Below are 16,275 nucleotides of genomic sequence, written 5' to 3' on the forward strand. Positions count from 1 at the left end.
TAGTAGTTTTGTTTTAAATTTACCTTCTTACTTACTTTTAGTTACATATTAGACCCTACTCTAACCTAAAGGACATATTACTAAATATATCATTCCATAAGGAATAAACGCCTTCCTTCAAAGAATTAAAAAAAGAATAAGGTTTCAGCTTTCATTTATTAAGAGCACTTATCTGACAAACCGATAGTGTAAAATAGTCGTTGTAAACTTCAGTAAATGTTATGATAGCTTATTAACATAGAAATAAAATAAGACATCTAATAATCAATTGTCAAATCAAATGATTATTAAATGTCTTTATTTTTAAAAATGTATTCATTACTATTTTATGTCTACATCCTATCCTCTTTCAATTTCTTCTTTTGTAATTAAATTCTGATATTAGCTTACTTTATTTTTTAATCTTAACTTATCAGCTATAATTGCAATAAATTCACTATTGGTAGGTTTCCCCTTTCCATTATCTACTGTGTACCCAAATAGCCTATTAATTGCTTCTATTTGTCCTCTACCCCAAGCAACTTCAATTGCATGTCTTATTGCTCTTTCTACCCTAGAAGCTGTTGTGTTATACTTTTTAGCTATTGATGGATATAATTCTTTAGTAACAGCTGAAAGTAATTCCATGTCATTTACAACCATTGTAATTGCTTCCCTTAAGTACATATATCCTTTAATATGAGCTGGTACCCCAATCTCATGAATAATACTTGTTATTTCTGTTTCAAGATCTATTGGACCTCTGCTTGTAGCAGCTGCTTCTCTTTCAACTAATGGAACTTGAGAGATTCTTCTCCCCAAGTCTTGAGAGTCATAACTTGTAAACATTTCTCTTATTCTCTTTGTGAAAACATCCATATCAAATGGCTTCACAACATAATATTCTGCACCTAGTGTTATTGCCTTTTGAGTTATTTTATCTTGTCCAACAGCTGATAATACAATAACTTTAGGCATTTTTTCCAAATTAATTCCATGAAGCTTTTCTAAAACTCCTAAGCCATCTAGATGTGGCATAATTATATCTAAAACCACTAAATCTGGTTGCTTTTGCTGAATTAATTCTAAAGCTTCTCTACCATCTTTTGCAATTCCTGTTACTACAATATCCTTTTGATTTAAAAGATAATCATTTAAGATACTACAAAACTCCTTATTATCGTCCGCAATTAATACCGATATTTTTGAATCTTCCATGTTTTTCTCCCCTTTATCCATTTTTTACCACAGTAATATTTATTCGACTTTTTTTATAAAATCCCTCTAAACTTTATAAATTTTATATTTTCCCATTTGATATAAGAATATCCACTAATTATCTATTCGACAAATGAAATATAAAATCCTCTTTCTTTATAGATTTCTTAAGTTGAAAGCTAAAGTTCACATAATATTTAAATATTTATTACATCGATATTTACTAATTCTTATATATTTCTATAAGAATTAAGTCTCCCTTCCACTATTTGTAAATTATACACTATTATTATCTCTTAGTAAATACTTTTAAGAATTTAATTTCACATTTTTACAATAATTGTAACTTAATACAAATAAAACCTTCTTTTTAATAATAAAATATATTAAAAAAGGTGATAATTATAAAAATATAATTATCACCTTCCATTTATTTTATTATTTCTGCATCTTCTAGCATCCAATCTATGTAGATACCATATCCTACATCCGGCTTGTTAATTAATACATGTGTAACAGCACCAACTAGTTTGCCATTTTGTAATATAGGACTTCCACTCATCCCTTGGACTATGCCTCCAGTTTTATCTAACAATTCTTTATCAGTTACCTTTATCAACATACTCTTAGGACCTGGTTGATCTTGCTGCAGTAGTTTCATTATTTCTATTTCGTACTCTTTAGGTCCATTTTCGTCAATAGTTGTAATGATACTTGCTTTACCTACTTTTATTTCTTCTCTAAATGCTACTTTAACTTTTCCCTTTCTTAATCCATTGTTTATATTTTTTGTTCCTTCTCCAAATATTCCACATTGAGTATTTTTATTAATTTTCCCTATAGGTTTATCATCCTCCACAAATATTCCTTTAAGTTCTCCTGGAGAACCTTTCTCGCCCTTTCTCACGCTTATTATCGATGATTGTAATAACTCTCCTTCTTTTATTGTGAAGGCTTTATTAGTATCACCATCTGTAACTGGATGCCCTAATGCTGCAAATTTACCAGTCTTTTCATCATAAAAAGTCATGGTCCCTACACCTGCTGTAGAATCTCTTACCCAAAGACCTAATTTATAATCTTCTCCTTCCTCTTTTATTAGTTTAACATCCCGATTAATTACTTTGTCATCTCTAATCAATTCTACTTTAATACTATCCGTAGTTGATTTTTTTACTAACATAATTAAATCCTTAGAACTTTCTACTTTTTCTCCGTTTATCTTTACGATTAAATCTCCAAGCTCTATGCCTGATTTTTCCGCTGGACTTCCTACTTTTTCATTGTTTATATTAATTTCTGAATGACCTACAACTAATGCACCTTTAGAAGATAATCTAACTCCAATTGCATTACCTCCTGGTATTACTTCTACCTCCTTAACCTTGTGAATTAACACTGATTTTATTGGAATTACACCAAGTAAATTAATTTTTAGTTTTTCATTATTGTACTCAACATTTGTAAAAGGTCCTACATCAGGAATAACTGACATAGCCTCAATTTCATTTTGAGTATACAAATGATCCGGTACATTTCTTAGCATCACATATGTTGCTAAAGCCAGAATCAAGATTGGAGTAATAATTAAGCTTATTCCTTTTAATATTGTTTTCATCATTTTCTCTCCTCCTTTGCTTCTGTTTTTAAGTTGCCCATTGGACATTCCTTATATGCTGTAGTAAGTTTTCTATTAAAGACAAAAATTTTTAATAAAAAAAAATAAAACCACATATGCTTTGTGGTTTTATTTTTTCCAAAATCCTATTACTTATGTATTTTACAGGACTTTTATTTCCTCTTTCTTATTTTCTGCAAAAGTTAACATTTCCTTTACATTCTTTAATGTTGCTTCAGTTACCTCTGTTCCACCCATCATGGAAGCAACCTGATTTATTTTTTCATCTGTCTGCAACAACTTAATTCTAGTGAATGTTTTTTCATCAACTACCTCTTTTGATACAAAATAATGATGATCTGATAATATTGCAATCTGTGGTAAATGTGTAATACATAAAACTTGATGTCCAAGTGATACTTGATACATCTTTTCACCTACTCTTTGACCAACTGCACCACTAATACCAGTGTCTATTTCATCAAAAATTAATGTAGCTATATCGTCCTTATCTGCAAAAACACATTTTAAAGCTAACATTATTCTTGATAATTCTCCACCTGATAGAACTCGCTCAAGTGGTTTCAATGGTTCTCCTGGATTTGTAGAAATCATAAAACTTACTGAATCGAATCCTCTTTCATTATAGTCATCAACAAATTCTATCTCAATCTTCATACGTGATTTATCTAATCCAACATATGAAAGTTCTTTTAGTATTTGATTTTCTAATGAGTAACTATATTTATTTCTTATAGAATTTAGTACTATTCCAACTTCTTTCATTTCATCAAGCAACTTTTTTTCTCTTTGGTTTAATTCCCTTAAAATCTCCTCTGCATTTACAAGATCATCATACTTACTTTTAAGGGCCTTATAGTATTCAAGAACTTCTTCAATAGTTGCTCCGTACTTTTTTTTATAAGTATTTATTTCATATATTCTTTCATTTATTTTAGCTAATCTATCCTCATCATATACTATTTCATCACCAAAATCTCTGACATCTCTCGTAACCTCTTCTAAAGTAAAATAAGCACCTTCTAGAAGCTCTCTTCGCTCTTTTATAGGATCTAGATGTCTCTCTATTGAAGATATTTCACTTATAACTTTTGAAAGTGATTCCAGAATTGAATTCCCATCATCCCTTGCACTTAGAAGTCCATAGCTTATTTTTAATGAACTAGTAATTTTCTCAGCATTTGCTAAAACTTCAAATTCCTCTTTAAGCTCTTCCTCTTCTCCAATTTTTAATTTTGCTTTTTCGATATCATCTATTTGAAACTTTGTATAATCTATTAACTTTTCTCTATCTTCACTACCTTTAATCTTAGATATTCTTTCCCTTAAAGCGTAAAGCTCATCCTTCAACTTTATGAATTTATTCATTGGCTCATCTAATTCTTCCCCAATAAAATTATCTAGGTATAAAATATGGCTACTTTTTTGCAATAAACTTTGATTTTGATGTTGTCCATGAATATCTAATATTTTTTCTCTAATTTTTTTAAGTTGAGTAACTATTAAACTTTTGCCATTTATTTTAATAATACTTTTACCACTTAATAAGGTTTCTCTAGATATTATTAGCATATCTTCATATTCTATGCCGAAGCTATTCAAAATACTGTCTACTTTAGTATTATTTATTGAAAATATTGCTTCAACATATGTTCGATCCTGACCTGTTCTAATAAGGTCCTTAGAAAATTTCCCACCTAATACATAATCTATTGCATCTATAAGTATTGATTTACCTGCACCAGTTTCTCCTGATAAAATATTGAATCCTTCACTAAATTCAACTGTTATCTCTTCAATTAAAGCAAAATTTTTGATATTTAATTGAATTAACATTCTACCCCACCTTTACACCTTTAGGAAATTAAATTTCTTATTTTTATTACTAATTCTTCTGCTCCTTCTAAACTACGAAGCATTATAAAAATTGTATTTTCGCCTGCTATTGTTCCAGCAATATCACTAAATGCAAATCCATCTATAGCTTCTGCTACTGGTGCTGCACCTGCTGCAACTGTTTTAACAACAACCATCTTATCTATATTTTCTACTGAAACAGTCAAACTAGATAATACATTAGTTAACTTATCTGATATATTATTTTCTTCAGCCTTAGGTGCAGCATATCTATATCTGCCATTATGACTCTGCATCTTTATAAGTTTTAAATTTTTAATATCTCTCGATACTGTGGCTTGCGTAACATCAAATCCTGCACCCTTTAATGCATCTGCAAGCTCTTCTTGTGTTTCTATATCTTTCTGACCTATTATTTCTAGAATTTTAGTATGTCTTTTCGACTTCAAAGTTCCTCACCATCTCATTCTTTAGAATTATTTAAAATTTTTGTCCTTAAAACCTTAAAATAGTCATAATCTTTAAATAACAGTACCTCTGCATGTTTATTAGCCCTACCTATCTTAATATTGGCTCTCTGTTCTACCTTTGTAGCTTTCTGTCCATCAACTGTTAAGTATATCTCTTCTTCACCATTTTCAGGTATAATTTCAATTATACTATCACCGCTTAAAACCATAGTCTGCATACTTTTAGTATGAGGGCATATTGGTGTTAATATTATTAAATCTAAATTCGGATATATAAAAGGACCTCCTGCTGAAAATGAATATGCAGTAGAGCCTGTTGGAGTTGCTACTATCAATCCATCTCCCTTAAAGGTTGAGTAAAGTTTACCATCTACAAATATTTGAAACTTTACCATCCTTGAAAGTGTTCCTCTTGCTACTACAATATCATTTAATGCATTTTCAACTTTATCAGTTTCTTCTGCACCTAATTGACAGTGTAACATCATTCTTCTGTCTATGGTATACTCGCCATTTTTTAATTTATATATTGCTTCGTCAATTTCTGAAACTTCCGTACTTGATAAAAATCCAAGATTCCCTGCATTAATCCCAAATATGGGTATAGCATTTTTTTTACTTATCTCACGAGCTACATTAAGAAGGGTACCATCTCCCCCTAATACTACAAGTAAATCTAGTTGTTCTTTAAAAACTTGCTTTTCTGTATCAAAGGAACTAAATACTACTATTTCATCTAAATCAAAGTTATCATTAAATTTTTTCTTAACCATATTTAATATCTTATTATTCTTATCCTTAGTAGGATTTATTGCTATACCTATTCTTCTCATAGCCCCTCCTGTGAGTTAAATTTCAGTATGTGATTCTTCTACTATCTTCTCTACATCCTCACGAACAAAATTACTCTTCCTATTAATATCCTTAGTAAAGTAAACTAAATACTCTCTATTACCTTCTGGACCTTTTATCGGTGAATAACTTACCCCAAGAACATTTAACTGATTTTCTATTAAATAATCAACAATTCCGTATACTACTTCCTTATGTACTTCAATATCTCTTACAACACCTTTTTTACCAACCTTTTCTCTTCCTGCTTCAAACTGTGGCTTTATTAATGCTACAACCTCTCCATTATCTTTTAAAAGATTTTTTGTTGCTGGCATAATCTTTTTAAGTGATATAAAAGATACATCAATTGATGCAAAATCTAGTAACTCCCCTATATCTTCTGGAGTTACATACCTTATATTTGTTCTTTCCATACATACTACTCTTTCATCAGTTCTAAGTTTCCAAGCAAATTGTCCATATCCAACATCTACTGAAAATACTTTCCTTGCACCATTTTGCAACATACAATCTGTAAAACCACCTGTTGATGCACCAATATCCATACATACCTTTCCTTCTAATACTATAGGAAATGTCTTCATAGCTTTTTCAAGCTTTAATCCACCCCTACTTACATAAGGTATAGCGTGTCCTTTGTACTCTATATTAGCTGTAACAGATACCTTTTCTCCAGCTTTATCAATTCTTTGCCCTTCTACAAAGATTTGTCCGGCCATTATACTTGCCTTCGCCTTCTCTCTAGATGTAATAATTCCCTTTTCAACTAGTAGTATATCTAGTCTTTCTTTCTTCTCTGACATAATTTACTCCTTTTATTTGTTTAGCCTAAGAACTGCAGCTACTATTCCATCTTCATCTAATCCATTTTCTCTATAAATGATATCTACATTCCCCTGATGTACAAACTTATCTTTATATGCTAACATTTCAACCTTGCCACTAAAATTATATTGATTTAGTGATGCAAGTATCATCGATCCTAATCCACCTTTAGCTACGTTATCTTCGACTGTGATAATATTTATATTTTCACCTGCTAATTTTTTTAGTAACTCTTCATCTAGAGGTTTTATAAATGTTGCATTTATTATAATTGGATTTATCCCTTTAGATTCTAATATTTTTTTAGCTTTCATGGCAAACTGTACCATCTTACCTGTTGCAATTATTGCAGTTTTCTCTCCATTATTCAGTACTTCCCACTTGCCTTCTATTACGTCAGTAATTTTCTCCATTCCTTCTATATCATCTCCACCACGTGGATATCTTATTGCTACTGGCTTTCCTTTATTTATTGCCCACCTTAGTAAAGGCTCAATATCACTTAGACACTTTGGAGCAACAATACTCATATTTGGCATCATTGATAAATATGATATATCCATTATCCCTTGATGAGTTTCACCATCATCTCCAACTACACCTGCTCTATCTATACAAAAAACTACTGGTAAGTTCTGAATACATACATCATGTAATACTTGATCATATGCCCTTTGTAAAAATGTAGAATATACTGCAAAAACAGGTTTCAACCCTGTACAAGCCATCCCGGCTGCTAATGTTACTGCATGCTGTTCAGCTATTCCTACATCAAATAAACGCTTTGGAAATTCATTTGCAAAGCACCTAAGTCCAGTTCCATCAGGCATTGCTGCTGTAATTGCCACTACATCTTTATCTTCTTTTGCAATCTTTATTAGCGCTTCTCCAAATGTTTTAGAATAGCTGTTCTTTGGAGAAATATAAGGTTCTCCACTTTCTAAATCAAAGGGAGACACTCCATGATACTTTGAAGGACTCTTTTCCGCAAGCTCATACCCTTTACCCTTTTGTGTAATTGTATGAATTAATACAGGACCTTTTATATCCTTTGCTTTAGAAAACACTTCATTCATTCCTTGAATATCGTGTCCATCTATTGGTCCTAAATACTTTATTCCCATGTCCTCAAACAACATTGATGGGACAACTAATTGCTTGATACTATCCTTTATCTTTGATAAAGAATTCACTACTGATTTACCTATATTTGAAGTACTAAGTGTACTATTGATGTCTGTTTTAAGTTTATTATATCCTGGTTCCATTCGTAATTTATTTAAATAACTCGATATACCTCCTACATTAGGAGCTATTGACATTTGATTATCATTTAGAATTATTATCATATCTGTTTTGTTGTAACCAACATCATTAAGTGCTTCATAGGCCATACCACCTGTTAATGCGCCATCACCTATTATTGCAACAACCTTAAAGTTATCGCCTTTTATATCTCTTGCTCTTGCCATTCCAAGAGCTGCTGAAATTGATGTACTACTATGACCCGTATCAAAGGCATCATATTTACTTTCATTTCTCTTAGGGAATCCACTCATTCCATCCTTTTGTCTTAACTTATTAAATTGATCTTTCCTACCTGTTAAAATTTTGTGTACATAGCTTTGGTGACCTACATCCCAAATTAATTTATCTTTTTGTATATCAAAACTTTTAAATAGACTTAATGTTAAGTCTACTACACCTAAGTTAGAGGCTAAATGTCCTCCAGTTTTCGATACACTATCTATAAGAAACTCTCGTATTTCTTCTCCTAATGATTCCAGCTCTCTATTATTTAAGCATTTTATATCTTCAGGAAACTTCATACTATCTAAAAATCTTGTCATAATCTCATTTCCTTTATCTTAGTATTCTCTATCTAAAAGGCTGTATGTTAATTCTTTTAGATATGTATCATTAACAGTTAGTTTACTAAGTAATTCAATACTCTCATCTGTTAACAGTTTACATTTTTCTTTACATTTTTCTAATCCATACATTGTAATAAAGTTAAACTTATTTTTATACCCATCTTTATTTGTATTTTTTCCCAACTTTTCAACTGAACCTATTATATCAAGTATATCATCCTTAATTTGAAATGCTAATCCAAGTTTTATACCAAATAAGTTTAATTTTTCTATATCTGACTCTGGAGCCCCTCCAAGTATTGCACCAGCAACTATTGAACTTCTTATAAGCTCTCCAGTTTTCTTAAGATGCATATATTCAAGCTCTTCTTCAGAAACTACTTCTTTTTTTTCACTTAATATATCAACAACTTGACCACCAATCATTCCATTGGCACCTGCTGCTTCTGCAATCTCTTTTGAAGCTCTAAGTGCCTCCACTCCATTTTCTAATGAAAATTTAATCATTAAACTCATAGCTTCATTTAATAGAGTGTCTCCAGCAAGTATAGCTATATTTTCTCCGAAAACCTTATGATTTGTTGGTTTTCCTCTTCTTAAATCATCATTATCCATTGCTGGCAAATCATCATGTATTAAAGAATAAGTGTGAATCATCTCTATAGCTGAAGCCATAGGAATTACCTTACTATAATCACCTTTATATAGATTATATGTTAATAACAATAATATAGGTCTTATTCTCTTACCACCTATATTTAGGCTATAACTAGATGCCTCATATATAAGCTTATTGTATGAACCTTTGTTTTTAAAGTAGCTATCTAAATAACTTTCAATTTCTTGCTTAAGCTCATCTATCTTCATTATCATCTTCAAACTCCACTTCTTTATCTTCTTTTACTATAGATATTTTACCTTCTAGTGTATTTAAAGTTTTATATAATTTATTTACTAATTTAACGCCATCTTCATAAGCTTTCATTGATTCATCAAGATTTAGATCTTGTTCCTCTAAAAGATTTAAAACCCCTTGAAGCTTACTAAGCATTTCTTCATAACTCTCCTTCTTAGCCATAAGCCCTCCTATTCCATAGGTATAAATTTCCCCTTAACACTTCCATCTTTAACAGTAATCTTTATTTGATTCTCTTTTTTCACTTTCTCAACGGTATTTATAATTCCATTTTCATCCTCTATTATAGCATACCCTTTTAAAAGTAGGTTAGTGGGATTATGTGCCACCAATAGTTTATTTAATCCTATCAATTTTTCCTTCTCTAACTTTATTCTATTTACTATATTTGAATTTAATCTATCTTTTAACTTATCAACTCTAAGATAACTATTTACTATTTTTGTCATTGGTGAATTTAATCTTAATATCCTATCTAAAGATTCTATATTTAATCTTTCAGATACTAATCTATTTTTTATTGCCTTATACATCCACTCTTCAGCATTTTTAATACTTTCATATATATCATCCTCTAAGGGTACAGCTATTTCTGCTGCTTGTGATGGTGTAGCTGCACGCATATCACTTACTAAATCAGATATGGTAAAATCAACTTCATGACCTACAGCTGATATTATAGGTATTTTTGACTTATAAATAGATATAGCCAAATCCTCTTCATTAAAGTTCCAAAGTTCTTCTATAGAACCTCCACCCCTACCTATTATAATCACATCAACTGACTTACTCTTATTAAAATACTGTATCCCTCTAATTACATCTTTATATGCACCTTCACCTTGAACTTGAGCTGGATATAATATAATATCTACAAGTTTATTTCTACGTCTTGCTACATTTATTATATCTCTTACAGCTGCTCCTGTTTCTGATGTAACAACCCCTATTCTCTTAGGCATTTTAGGTATTGGTTTCTTTATACCATCATCAAAGTATCCCTCTTTGCCAAGTTTTTCTTTTAGTCTCTCAAACTTTATATAAAGCTGTCCTAATCCTTCTTGCTCAATTTCATCACAATAAAGTTGTATACTACCATTAGCTGGATATATTGATACTCTACCCTTTATTATAACTCCCATCCCTTCTTCAAGTTGAAAGTCTAAAAACTGAGCTCTTCCTTTAAACATAACACAATTTATTTTGCCACTCTCATCCTTTAAAGAAAAATATATATGCCCGCTAGAATGGTATTTCAAATTAGAAATCTCTCCTTTTACAGAGAGATTGTTAAGTATAAAGTCATTATCAATTATTCTCTTTAAATAATTTGTTACCTCGCTTACAGACAATGTTTTAATCTTCATTATTCTTCAACGCCTCACAAGCATTTTTAATAAGTAGCGTAGTTGTAAGTGCTCCTACCCCACCTGGCACAGGTGTTACATAAGAGGCTTTATCTATTACATTATCAAAGTCTACATCCCCAGTTATCTTACCTTCAAATGATGATGTTCCAACATCGATTACAATAGCTCCATTTTTAATATAACTTTCATCTAAAAATCTTGGCTTACCAATAGCTACAACTAATATATCTGCTCTTTTACAAACTTCCTTTAAGTCTTTAGTACGTGAGTGGCATATTGTAACAGTTGCATTTTTATTTAAAAGTAATTGTGCAACTGGCTTTCCAACTATATTACTTCTACCTAGCACAACGGCCTCTTTACCTTCAATATCTATGTTTAAACTCTCTAACAAAGTAATAACAGAATTAGGTGTGCATGGTAAGAATCCTTCTTCACCCATATAAAGCATCCCTTGAGATTCTATTGTTAAACAATCAATATCCTTATTTGGTGAAATAACCTTAACAACATTTTTTTCATTTATATGTTTAGGTAAAGGTAACTGAAGTATAATTCCATTAACCTCATTATCTTTATTCAACTCTTCTATTACAGATATTAATTCTGACTCTGTTATGGATTTATTCAAAATAACTTTTTTAAATAATAGCCCTAAAGATGTAGCCACCTTTTCTTGATTCTTCATATAGTAAATTGAACCACCGTCATCGCCTACTAATATAGATGCAATTTGTGGTATGCTTTTACCCTCTTCTAATCTACTATTTACAAAGGCCTTTACTTCTTCTTTTATCCCTAAGGCTACATCTCTTCCATTTATTATTTGCCCCATTTCATGACCTCCTAAATTTCCTTAAGAACTTTGTCTAACACTCCATTAATAAAAGAAACACTCTTTTCATCTGAATATATCTTCGCAAGTTCTAGTGCTTCATTTAATGCAACCTTGTCTGGAACTTCTTCAAGAAACTTCATTTCATATACACCCATTCTTAGAATTGTTAGGTTTATCTTTGATATTCTATCTAATTTCCAATTCTGAAGATTTGATTCAATAATAGAATCTATATCTTTTCTCTTCTCATCTACCCCGTCCAATACTTCTTTTATGTAATCTAAATCTAATTCCTTTATATTTCCTTCAAAATTATCTGCAAATGTTTCTACTACCTCACTTGGAGTATCCTTGCTTATTTCCATTCCAAATAATAATTCCATTGCTTTTTCTCTTGATTTTTTTCTACTCATTGCTTCCTCCAAAAATTAAAATTAATTTTTACTTAGCATATATATAAATTAAGTCCACTAACTTTATTATAGACCTTCTAAAAATATAATAAACAGCTTTTTCTATTTTATCACATGCTACCTTTCCTTTCCACAAAAAAACTAATAAAGTTAGATAGCTAAAAAATCCCTCTGCCAAAGCAGAGGGATTTGATTACTTTTCAGTTTCTACTGTCTCTTCAGTTTTTGGTAAATATATGTTTTGAACATAAACATCAACACCATTTACAATAAGACCAGTCATAGCTTCAACAGTCTTTTTAACATTTTCCTGTACTTGAGCAACAACATCCATTATTCTAACACCATATTCAACTGAAAGTGCTAATTCAATTGTAGCTCTATCCTCTTCAAGAGTTACCTTAACAGATTTACCTGATGACTTTTTACTTTTAAATATTTGTGATAAGTTATTTGAAACTCCATGTTGGAATTCCATAACTCCAGTTATCTCTTCTGCTGCAATACCAGCAATAACGCTTACAACTTCGTCGGATATCTTTACAACTCCAACATTTTCTTCTTTGTTGAAATCTTCCATTCTGTTCGCCTCCTAAGTTTTGAGTACAAAACTATTTAATCTTAAGCTAATTATATCAAATACAATTTTATATTACAATGTCTTTATTTTTTAACCTCTATGGATACATCCTTAATATTTGAAGCATCTTGAACTATCTGTTGAATGATTGCTCCTTCCTTTTCACTCAATCCATTTGGAGCTTTTACTATTATGTTAGCTTTGCTCTGATCATTAGTAATCTCACATAATGCATCATCATATCCCTTATTTTTTATGTTTAATTCAATTTTGCTTTGTTGCCCTTGTATTTTTGTTATTTTAGTTAGTTCTGCACTTGCATCAACCTTCTGTGCATCTGTTGCATTTTTATTTTCCACGATATTTTTTAGATTTTGAACTATCTTTGCATCAGTGTGTTCTCTTTCACTTCTTGAATCAATGAAGAAATCCTTTTGGCTTATTGTTTCTGTATCCTGTTCCTCATCCTTATTCTTATTTTCATCTGACAGTACTTGACTTAAGTCACCTGGATCATTAAGCCCTCCCTCATTTAATTTAGCTGCAAGTAATGCAGTACATACTATAAGAGCTAATAATGTAAAGATAATCCCAAATTGTTTTTTAGTCATTTTCTTTCTCCTCCCATCTATTTTCTATAAAATTATATGCTACTATTTCATTGGATATACATTTACTTTGTCAGCAGAAAGATTATATAAATTTGATACGGCCTTTTCAATATCAGCCCTAACTTTACTAACTTCTGCCCCCTCCGCTGCTATAAATACCCCTATTACCTTAGGTTTATTAACTTGCGTTATAAATGGTTCATTGCTACTACCATCACTTGTCATAACTACTGTTGTCCCACCATTATTCTGTTTATTTATTCTTTTTCCACCTCCTTTATCTGTTTCCTCCGTTGTTGTTGTTTGAGTATTAGAATCAGTAGCAGGTACCTTTACCTCTCCACTTTCACATGTTATCAGCACGTCAACCTCTCCTACCCCTTGTATCTTTTTTAGTATTCTTGTTAATTCAATTTTCTGAGATTCTTCATATTTACTTGCTTCTGTAGTAACCTCTTTCTTCTCCTCCGTAACAGTGGTCTTAGTTAGCTCTTTACTTTTTCCACCAATAAGATTTGGCATAAAAATATTTATTGCAAGTAAAATAAAAACTAATACTAATACAATAGAAATTAAATTTGCCATCTTCTTATCAGAAAATAATTTCGCTAACTCTTTTTTTATTTTCTCTTTATCCATATTCCCTCCCTCTCTACATGTAATAGATAGATATTTTTTCTTTATCAATACCTAGTTCTTCACTTAAAAAATTCTTTATATCTTTCTGTGTTTCATCCTCTTCTTCTACCTGTTCTTCTCCTATTTCAATCTTTTGTATCTCTTTTATATCCCTTTTCTTTACTCCAACCTTTAAAGCAATTACCTCAAACTCTGGATTCTCAAAGTCCACCTTGCAATTAATGTTGCTAACAAAATCCATATTTTTAAATTTATTAGTTAATAAATTAATACAATCTTTATTGAATTTTTCTTTGAATGTTTTTTCTTTTACTTTTTCTTCTCTATCACTTTTATCAGCCTCTTTTGCATCATTTGTTATTTCTTTTTCAAATTTATCTATGGTTTCTATTAATACCCCTTCGCCATTATTAAAAAAATTTATTATTGGTGTTAAAAGAACTGCAACTAAAATTAGTCCTAAAACAAACTTTAAGTATTTCTTCATACTATTATCTGGTCCTACAAGTTCTACGGCTGTTATGAAAATTAATGTCGTTACAAGAGTTATGACAAAGTTTTTTATAAGTTCCACAATTTATCCTCCTACTATAAACTTACCAGCAGATGCCATAATTGCTAATAGCACAAAAAACATAAGACTAACACTTAACACACAAGACATTAATAAAACCATTGAATCTCCCGCCGCTGCTATTGATGCTGTTATTCTTTTATCACTTATTGGTTCTATCAATGCTGCAGATAACTTATAAATAAATGTCATAAGCACAAGTTTTACTATAGGATACAAAATAATTAATATGATTACCATAAGGCCGATACCACTTATAGCATTCTTAATTATTAAAGAGTAGCCTGCTACTGATGTTATTGCATCTGAAAATGCTTTTCCTACAATCGGAACAAAGTTATCCACTGCAAATTTAGTTGTTTTAAGAGCAACTGCATCTATAGTTGTAGAAGTTATACCTCTAATAGTTAATAATGCTATGAATGTAGTAATTATTATTCCTTGTAGCCAGATAGTCCACTGTCTTACCATCTTACACAAATTCCCTATTTTATGTTCTTCAGATAAGTTATTTGCAAATTGCAAAACAAAGCTGATTAATATAAGCGGTATTATTATTGTTGTATATATTTTCGGTATTATAATAACTGCAGCCATTACTATTGGATCAATAGTTGATGCTTGTACAAATCCTCCAGCAAGACTTATCATAGTTACTAATATAGGTAGAATTGCTGACATAAAATTTGATACCCCATAAATTACATCTTTTGCTACCGATATCGATATTAAGAAACTCTTTGATAGAATCATAATTAGCACAGCATAACATGCATAAAATGCAATTTGCGAAATTCCCTTACTTTCAAAGGCATCCTGAATATTTTTCAGAAAGGAACATAGTATTGAGATTACTATCATTGAAATAGCCAGCTTAACAACTCCCCCAACTTCTTTAAAAAGAAGACTTATAACAGCTTTTCCAATTTCTGATACAGATATATTTCCTTTTCCATCCTTTATATAACTCTTTACATACTCTACTGGATCTAGTTCATTAATAAGTTCAACATCTAACTTCATATTATTTATATAGTTATATAGACCTTCTAAGTCCTTATTTACTTCATCATCTAATATCTGTGTTTCATTGTTATTCTCTTCAACTGAAACAGTACTCCCCTCTTTTCCCTCTATTGCATACACATTAATAATAGGACTAGCGAGAATAATTAAACCTATTACTAATAAAATCATTAGTCTTTTATATATCTTCATATCTAACACCTACAAAATTTGTAATATTGAATCTAAAACAGCCATTAGTATGGGGATTGCTAATACTAAAATAAAGATCTTTCCTGAAAACTCCACTTTAGATGCTAAACTACCAGCCCCAGCATCTTTGCATATCTCACTTGCAAATGAAGCCAAATAAGATATTGCAAGGATCTTCAGTACTATCCCCAGGTAAACTACATCTATACCAGCTCTTTCAGATATTGTCTTTAAAAAAGTGATTATTTGTCCCAATTCACTTAAGCAAAATATAAAAACCATCACACCTGCTGCTAGCATTACTAAAACTGCCAAATCTGATCTTTTGTCCTTAAATAATAAGTATAAAAACAAAGCAATTAAAACGAATGAAATAACCTTAACTATTAACATATCTTC

At 30.6% G+C, this 16,275-nt stretch carries 18 protein-coding genes; all 18 read right to left on the bottom strand.

The annotated features are described in order from the left end of the window. Positions 1–381: 381 nt before the first annotated feature. The gene (spo0A, locus tag ACSYT2_RS08875) at positions 382–1,197 is read right to left on the bottom strand and encodes a sporulation transcription factor Spo0A (protein ID WP_430854871.1); all 816 of its coding nucleotides are present in this window, start codon (positions 1,195–1,197) and stop codon (positions 382–384) included. 430 nt (positions 1,198–1,627) lie between these two features. After that, positions 1,628–2,818, bottom strand: a complete 1,191-nt coding sequence (spoIVB, locus tag ACSYT2_RS08880; protein WP_438384543.1) for a SpoIVB peptidase — start codon at positions 2,816–2,818, stop codon at positions 1,628–1,630. 159 nt (positions 2,819–2,977) lie between these two features. Continuing rightward, positions 2,978–4,672, bottom strand: coding sequence for a DNA repair protein RecN (recN, locus tag ACSYT2_RS08885; RefSeq protein WP_430854873.1), 1,695 nt, complete (start codon positions 4,670–4,672; stop codon positions 2,978–2,980). A 20-nt stretch (positions 4,673–4,692) separates the two neighbouring features. Then, positions 4,693–5,142 (bottom strand): arginine repressor, encoded by a 450-nt coding sequence (locus ACSYT2_RS08890; protein ID WP_430854875.1) that lies wholly within the window; start codon positions 5,140–5,142, stop codon positions 4,693–4,695. A gap of 14 nt (positions 5,143–5,156) precedes the next feature. Next, positions 5,157–5,996 (bottom strand): NAD(+)/NADH kinase, encoded by an 840-nt coding sequence (locus ACSYT2_RS08895; protein ID WP_430854876.1) that lies wholly within the window; start codon positions 5,994–5,996, stop codon positions 5,157–5,159. 15 nt (positions 5,997–6,011) lie between these two features. Further along, the gene (locus ACSYT2_RS08900) at positions 6,012–6,821 is read right to left on the bottom strand and encodes a TlyA family RNA methyltransferase (protein ID WP_430854877.1); all 810 of its coding nucleotides are present in this window, start codon (positions 6,819–6,821) and stop codon (positions 6,012–6,014) included. 12 nt (positions 6,822–6,833) lie between these two features. Continuing rightward, positions 6,834–8,693, bottom strand: a complete 1,860-nt coding sequence (gene dxs / locus ACSYT2_RS08905) for a 1-deoxy-D-xylulose-5-phosphate synthase (protein ID WP_430854878.1) — start codon at positions 8,691–8,693, stop codon at positions 6,834–6,836. An 18-nt stretch (positions 8,694–8,711) separates the two neighbouring features. Next, positions 8,712–9,584 carry a polyprenyl synthetase family protein gene (locus tag ACSYT2_RS08910; protein WP_430855753.1) on the bottom strand — a complete coding sequence of 291 codons (873 nt, stop codon included), beginning with the start codon at positions 9,582–9,584 and terminating at the stop codon, positions 8,712–8,714. Beyond that, positions 9,571–9,795 (bottom strand): exodeoxyribonuclease VII small subunit, encoded by a 225-nt coding sequence (gene xseB, locus ACSYT2_RS08915; RefSeq protein ID WP_430854879.1) that lies wholly within the window; start codon positions 9,793–9,795, stop codon positions 9,571–9,573. Before xseB ends, ACSYT2_RS08910 begins: the two co-directional genes overlap by 14 nt. 8 nt (positions 9,796–9,803) lie before the next feature. Continuing rightward, complete coding sequence (gene xseA / locus ACSYT2_RS08920; protein WP_438384544.1) at positions 9,804–11,000, bottom strand: exodeoxyribonuclease VII large subunit; 1,197 nt, start codon at positions 10,998–11,000, stop codon at positions 9,804–9,806. Next, entirely contained in the window at positions 10,990–11,838 is an 849-nt protein-coding gene (locus tag ACSYT2_RS08925) for a bifunctional methylenetetrahydrofolate dehydrogenase/methenyltetrahydrofolate cyclohydrolase (protein ID WP_430854881.1), read from the bottom strand. The genes xseA and ACSYT2_RS08925 overlap by 11 nt, the downstream gene beginning before the upstream one ends. Positions 11,839–11,849: 11 nt before the next feature. Next, a complete protein-coding gene (gene nusB / locus ACSYT2_RS08930) occupies positions 11,850–12,254 on the bottom strand; it encodes a transcription antitermination factor NusB (protein ID WP_430854882.1) in 405 nt (134 codons plus the stop codon). Positions 12,255–12,447: 193 nt separating this feature from the next. Then, the gene (locus ACSYT2_RS08935) at positions 12,448–12,834 is read right to left on the bottom strand and encodes an Asp23/Gls24 family envelope stress response protein (RefSeq protein WP_430854883.1); all 387 of its coding nucleotides are present in this window, start codon (positions 12,832–12,834) and stop codon (positions 12,448–12,450) included. A gap of 83 nt (positions 12,835–12,917) precedes the next feature. Continuing rightward, complete coding sequence (locus ACSYT2_RS08940) at positions 12,918–13,445, bottom strand: SpoIIIAH-like family protein (protein ID WP_430854884.1); 528 nt, start codon at positions 13,443–13,445, stop codon at positions 12,918–12,920. A gap of 42 nt (positions 13,446–13,487) precedes the next feature. After that, entirely contained in the window at positions 13,488–14,084 is a 597-nt protein-coding gene (gene spoIIIAG, locus ACSYT2_RS08945) for a stage III sporulation protein AG (protein WP_438384545.1), read from the bottom strand. 13 nt (positions 14,085–14,097) lie between these two features. Then, on the bottom strand, positions 14,098–14,658 hold the full coding sequence (gene spoIIIAF / locus ACSYT2_RS08950; RefSeq protein WP_430854886.1) for a stage III sporulation protein AF: 561 nt from the start codon (positions 14,656–14,658) through the stop codon (positions 14,098–14,100). Positions 14,659–14,661: 3 nt separating this feature from the next. After that, positions 14,662–15,876: a stage III sporulation protein AE gene (spoIIIAE, locus tag ACSYT2_RS08955; protein WP_430854888.1), complete on the bottom strand. Its 1,215-nt coding sequence runs from the start codon at positions 15,874–15,876 to the stop codon at positions 14,662–14,664. Positions 15,877–15,885: 9 nt separating this feature from the next. Then, entirely contained in the window at positions 15,886–16,269 is a 384-nt protein-coding gene (spoIIIAD, locus tag ACSYT2_RS08960) for a stage III sporulation protein AD (protein WP_430854889.1), read from the bottom strand. Positions 16,270–16,275 lie beyond the last annotated feature (6 nt).

The sequence above is a fragment of the Clostridium zhoujianii genome (assembly GCF_051590805.1).
In the GTDB taxonomy this organism is placed as follows: Bacteria; Bacillota; Clostridia; order Clostridiales; family Clostridiaceae; genus Clostridium.

Excerpts from the sequence above, each read along its gene's own strand:
- spo0A (WP_430854871.1), bottom strand. The coding sequence starts at position 1,197 with ATGGAAGATTCAAAAATATCGGTATTAATTGCGGACGATAATAAGGAG.
- spoIVB (WP_438384543.1), bottom strand. The coding sequence starts at position 2,818 with ATGATGAAAACAATATTAAAAGGAATAAGCTTAATTATTACTCCAATC.
- recN (WP_430854873.1), bottom strand. The coding sequence starts at position 4,672 with ATGTTAATTCAATTAAATATCAAAAATTTTGCTTTAATTGAAGAGATA.
- ACSYT2_RS08895 (WP_430854876.1), bottom strand. The coding sequence starts at position 5,996 with ATGAGAAGAATAGGTATAGCAATAAATCCTACTAAGGATAAGAATAAT.
- ACSYT2_RS08900 (WP_430854877.1), bottom strand. The coding sequence starts at position 6,821 with ATGTCAGAGAAGAAAGAAAGACTAGATATACTACTAGTTGAAAAGGGA.
- dxs (WP_430854878.1), bottom strand. The coding sequence starts at position 8,693 with ATGACAAGATTTTTAGATAGTATGAAGTTTCCTGAAGATATAAAATGC.
- ACSYT2_RS08910 (WP_430855753.1), bottom strand. The coding sequence starts at position 9,584 with ATGAAGATAGATGAGCTTAAGCAAGAAATTGAAAGTTATTTAGATAGC.
- xseB (WP_430854879.1), bottom strand. The coding sequence starts at position 9,795 with ATGGCTAAGAAGGAGAGTTATGAAGAAATGCTTAGTAAGCTTCAAGGG.
- xseA (WP_438384544.1), bottom strand. The coding sequence starts at position 11,000 with ATGAAGATTAAAACATTGTCTGTAAGCGAGGTAACAAATTATTTAAAG.
- ACSYT2_RS08925 (WP_430854881.1), bottom strand. The coding sequence starts at position 11,838 with ATGGGGCAAATAATAAATGGAAGAGATGTAGCCTTAGGGATAAAAGAA.
- nusB (WP_430854882.1), bottom strand. The coding sequence starts at position 12,254 with ATGAGTAGAAAAAAATCAAGAGAAAAAGCAATGGAATTATTATTTGGA.
- ACSYT2_RS08935 (WP_430854883.1), bottom strand. The coding sequence starts at position 12,834 with ATGGAAGATTTCAACAAAGAAGAAAATGTTGGAGTTGTAAAGATATCC.
- ACSYT2_RS08940 (WP_430854884.1), bottom strand. The coding sequence starts at position 13,445 with ATGACTAAAAAACAATTTGGGATTATCTTTACATTATTAGCTCTTATA.
- spoIIIAG (WP_438384545.1), bottom strand. The coding sequence starts at position 14,084 with ATGGATAAAGAGAAAATAAAAAAAGAGTTAGCGAAATTATTTTCTGAT.
- spoIIIAE (WP_430854888.1), bottom strand. The coding sequence starts at position 15,876 with ATGAAGATATATAAAAGACTAATGATTTTATTAGTAATAGGTTTAATT.
- spoIIIAD (WP_430854889.1), bottom strand. The coding sequence starts at position 16,269 with ATGTTAATAGTTAAGGTTATTTCATTCGTTTTAATTGCTTTGTTTTTA.